The 4,224-nt window shown below is 38.5% G+C and carries 4 protein-coding genes; 1 reads left to right on the forward strand and 3 read right to left on the reverse strand.

The window, feature by feature from the left end:
- Positions 1-429: 429 nt before the first annotated feature.
- Positions 430-951, reverse strand: coding sequence for an outer membrane beta-barrel protein (locus AC1DG9_RS24090; RefSeq protein WP_477635384.1), 522 nt, complete (start codon positions 949-951; stop codon positions 430-432).
- A 116-nt stretch (positions 952-1,067) separates the two neighbouring features.
- Positions 1,068-1,778: an ATP-binding cassette domain-containing protein gene (locus AC1DG9_RS24095; protein ID WP_172660736.1), complete on the reverse strand. Its 711-nt coding sequence runs from the start codon at positions 1,776-1,778 to the stop codon at positions 1,068-1,070.
- A 105-nt stretch (positions 1,779-1,883) separates the two neighbouring features.
- Between AC1DG9_RS24095 and AC1DG9_RS24100 the strand changes: the two genes are divergently transcribed.
- Positions 1,884-3,365, forward strand: a complete 1,482-nt coding sequence (locus AC1DG9_RS24100; protein ID WP_172660737.1) for a glycine--tRNA ligase — start codon at positions 1,884-1,886, stop codon at positions 3,363-3,365.
- Between the two features lie 158 nt (positions 3,366-3,523).
- On the opposite strand, the gene AC1DG9_RS24105 is transcribed toward AC1DG9_RS24100, so the two are convergent.
- The coding region (locus AC1DG9_RS24105; RefSeq protein WP_477635385.1) for a succinate dehydrogenase/fumarate reductase iron-sulfur subunit at positions 3,524-4,224 on the reverse strand (701 nt) is incomplete at its 5' end.

Here is a 4,224-nt window from a genome sequence, read left to right on the forward strand (position 1 = left end):
GTATAACAAAGCTTTGGATGATTACCAGGTTGTCTTCTTTTCTAACATGAGAACACCCCTAGTATAGTCAAAGATGCTTTTAAGAAAACATTCAACTTATATTTTGCTAAACGAACTTACAGAATAACCCTATATTAAGAACATAATGAAAACACAGTTGGAAATACCCTTTCAATAGTACGGCAATAGTATGTTAATAACATACTTTACTTGTACTTATATTGTGGTTATCATATTTTCATTATTAGTGTGGTAATAACCGCATGTCAGGTGTAGTATTATCTTTCTTAATTCCAATGAGTAGAGCAGCGCGAATTTTCAGGGTCACAGTTTATGTAGCCTCAAAACGATATAATGGATAATGAAAAAGCCGCTTGAACTTAATCAAGCGGCTTTTTTATTCGTTTAAACGAACCTTTTGGTTTTTGATTACAAACCGAAATTATATGCTAATCTAAGTCCGATGAAAGAACTTGTAGTTGAATTGGCTGACCATCCTTCATAACGTCCACCTAATTCGATAGCACCGCCATCAGAAACAGGAAACTCTATACCAATGCCAGGAGAATAAGCAAAAGCAGTTTTTCCACCTGATTCAGTAGAGAAAGCAGCACCAAGCTCACCACCTATATAAAAATTCTCAGCCACAAAGTATCTTGCACCTGCTTTAACAGGAATTGAACCATAACTACCGCCACCAAATTCATCCTTAGCCTTAAAACTCAAATAGCCTGCGCTACCTGTTAAATTTAAATTAGTTGCTACTGGATGTTGATACAATAGTGAACCACCATAACCTAATTTATAAACATCACCAAAGTCACCCATTGGAAATGCAAACTCAGCTCCAATACCTAACTTTGGACCTGTCATAGCAACATCTTTTTGAGCCTYAACGCTCGAGAATGCAAAAAGACCTGCAATTGCTGTTAGTAAAAATACTTTTTTCATTTCTGTTTAATTTAAATTGTGTAATTATAATCCTTAGATACAAAAACTTGGCCAATCGTTACAAAAAATAAAACTCTACAGTAAATAATTATTAACAAACGCACAATTGACTTATTTTATTGAGAAGTCAGTTTTCTAAAAATCTCTTCAAGAGACGAAGATTGGTGTTGCTTTTTAAGTTCATTGATTTCGGCATTTGCTACAATCTTTCCTTTATTGAGGATGATGACCTCGTCGCAAACTGCCTCTACTTCTTGCATAATATGTGTTGATAGGATAACCGTTTTGTCCTTTCCCAGCTTCTTAATCAGTTCCCGAATGTCGGTAAGCTGATTTGGATCTAAACCTGATGTAGGTTCATCAAGTATTAAGATCTCGGGATTATGAATAATTGCCTGAGCCAATCCTACCCTCTGCTTGTAGCCTTTAGAAAGCATATTTATTTTTTTGTGCTGCTCGGCCCCTAAGCCAACGGCATCTATTGTCTCCTTAACTTTTTGCTCGGGGTGCTGAAGCTTATAGGTATTGGCAACAAACAATAAAAACTCTTTTACATACATATCTGTATATAAAGGCGTGTTTTCTGGCAGGTAACCAATAATACGTCTAACATCCAAACTCTGGGTTTGCGAATCGAAGCCGCACAACTCAGCGGAGCCGGAGGTTGGCTTCAGATAACCGGTAAGCATGCGCATCGTGGTAGATTTTCCGGCACCGTTTGGCCCAAGGAAACCTAATATCTTTCCGGGTTTAACCTCAAAACTAACTTCATCGACAGCCTTTTGCTTATCGTAATACTTAGACAAATACTGTACTTTGATGCTCAATTTATTTAATTTTTAGGTTTACCGGAGTGCTCATTTTCAAAAGTAGAAAAAACACCACTGCATTCATGAAAACCATTAAAATATTTTATCTAAGTTTGCATCATTATGGCAAAAAACACTAACGACGAGCAATTTAAAAATGTAATATCACACGCCAAGGAATATGGTTTTGTATTCCAAAGCAGCGAAATATATGATGGACTAAGTGCTGTATACGATTACGGGCAGTTAGGGGCAGAATTAAAAAACAACATCAAAACTTATTGGTGGAAAGCCATGGTACAAATGCATGAAAATATTGTAGGCATTGATTCTGCAATATTTATGCATCCAAAAATATGGAAAGCAAGTGGTCACGTTGACGGATTTAACGATCCTATGATCGATAATAAAGATTCGAAAAAACGCTACCGTGCTGATCAGTTATTAGAAGATAAAATTGCACGTTACGAAAAAGACGGCAAAACAGATAAAGCTGCAAAGCTACAAGCTGATATGGATGAGGCTTTAAAATCTGAAAACCTACAGCAATTAAAAACATTAATTGAAGAACACGAAATAGCATGCCCGGTAAGCGGCACAAAAAACTGGACAGAAGTACGTCAGTTTAACCTGATGTTTAGTACCCAGTTTGGTGCTATGGCCGAGGGGGCAGAAGAAATATACTTACGTCCTGAAACTGCTCAGGGTATTTTTGTAAACTTCCTTAATGTTCAGAAATCGGGAAGGATGAAAATTCCTTTTGGTATTGCACAGATAGGAAAAGCTTTTAGAAACGAGGTAATTGCCCGTCAGTTCATTATGCGTATGCGTGAGTTTGAACAAATGGAAATGCAGTTCTTTGTACGCCCGGGTGAAGACAAAAAATGGTTTGCATACTGGAAAGAGGCTCGTTTAAAATGGCATTTGGCTTTAGGCACCTCTGCCGAAAAATACAGATACCACGATCATGTTAAACTTGCTCACTATGCGAATGCAGCTACCGATATTGAATTTGAATTCCCGTTTGGGTTTAAAGAAGTAGAAGGTATTCATAGCCGTACAGATTTCGATCTTTCTCAGCACCAGGAATTCTCTGGCAAGAAAATGCAATATTTCGACAATGATCTTAATGAAGAGGGAAAACCATATGGCAACTATGTACCTTATGTGATAGAAACTTCTATAGGTTTAGATCGTATGTTCCTTTTAACCATGATCAATGCTTTTGAAGAGCAGGACCTTAGTGATGGAGAAAAACAAGATAGCAGGACGTTATTGCGTTTACACCCTTGCCTTGCTCCTGTTAAAGTAGCGATATTCCCACTTACTAAAAAAGATGGTTTACCGGAAAAAGCAAGAGAAATTATGAACAGCTTAAAGCTGGATTTCAACTGTGTATATGAAGAAAAAGATGCCATTGGTAAGCGTTACCGCAGACAAGATGCTATTGGTACTCCTTTCTGCTTAACAATTGACCATCAGACACTGGAAGATGATACGGTAACCATTCGTCATCGTGATACAATGGAGCAACAACGTATTGACATTAAAGATCTTCAAACATTAATTGAAAGCAAAACAAGCTGGAAAAACTTGTTAAGGTAATATTTGCTAAAGCATTCGTCATACCGCTGAAGAGCGGTATCTCGCTTTTTCCAGGCAAACTTTCCCTTGAGGGATGCTGAAATAAATTCAGCATGACGACCGAGCTCTCAGGATGACGAAAGTACAAAGAAGAGGGGGCAGTAAACTGCCCCCTCTTCTTATTTTTTCAAAACGCTACTCAATGAATATTCCCAGTTCATTCTTGCAATATTAAGAACTGAAATCTGTTGGGGGCATTCTACCTCGCAGGCCTCTGTATTACTGCAGTGTCCGAAATTCTCTTCATCCATTTGTTTTACCATAGAAAGCACCCTTTTCCGCGACTCCATTTTTCCTTGAGGCAATTTTGCCAGGTGGGAGATTTTGGCTGATGTAAATAAGGCCGCACTTGAGTTTTTACAAGTAGCAACACAAGCGCCGCATCCTATGCAAGCAGCAGAGTCAAAAGCAGATTCGGCCTGTTCATGTGTAATGGGTATTCCATTTGCTTCAGGTGCCTGACCAGTATTTACAGAAACAAACCCACCAGCCATAATAATCCTGTCAAATGCTGACCTATCAACCCTTAGATCCCTTTTTATAGGAAATGCCAAAGCTCTGAATGGTTCAACATAAATGGTGTCGCCATCTTTAAACTCACGCATATGAAGCTGGCAGGTAGTAAGATTTGCTATGGGGCCATGTGCTTGTCCGTTAATCATCATTCCACACTGCCCGCATATTCCTTCCCTGCAATCATGGTCAAATTCAACAGGGCGGTCGCCTTTTAAAACCAGCTGCTCATTTAAGGTATCCATCATCTCCAGAAAAGACATATGAGGGATCACATTATCCAGTTCGTAATCTACCAGCTTACCCT

It is taken from the genome of Pedobacter sp. 05L430 (assembly GCF_056397585.1).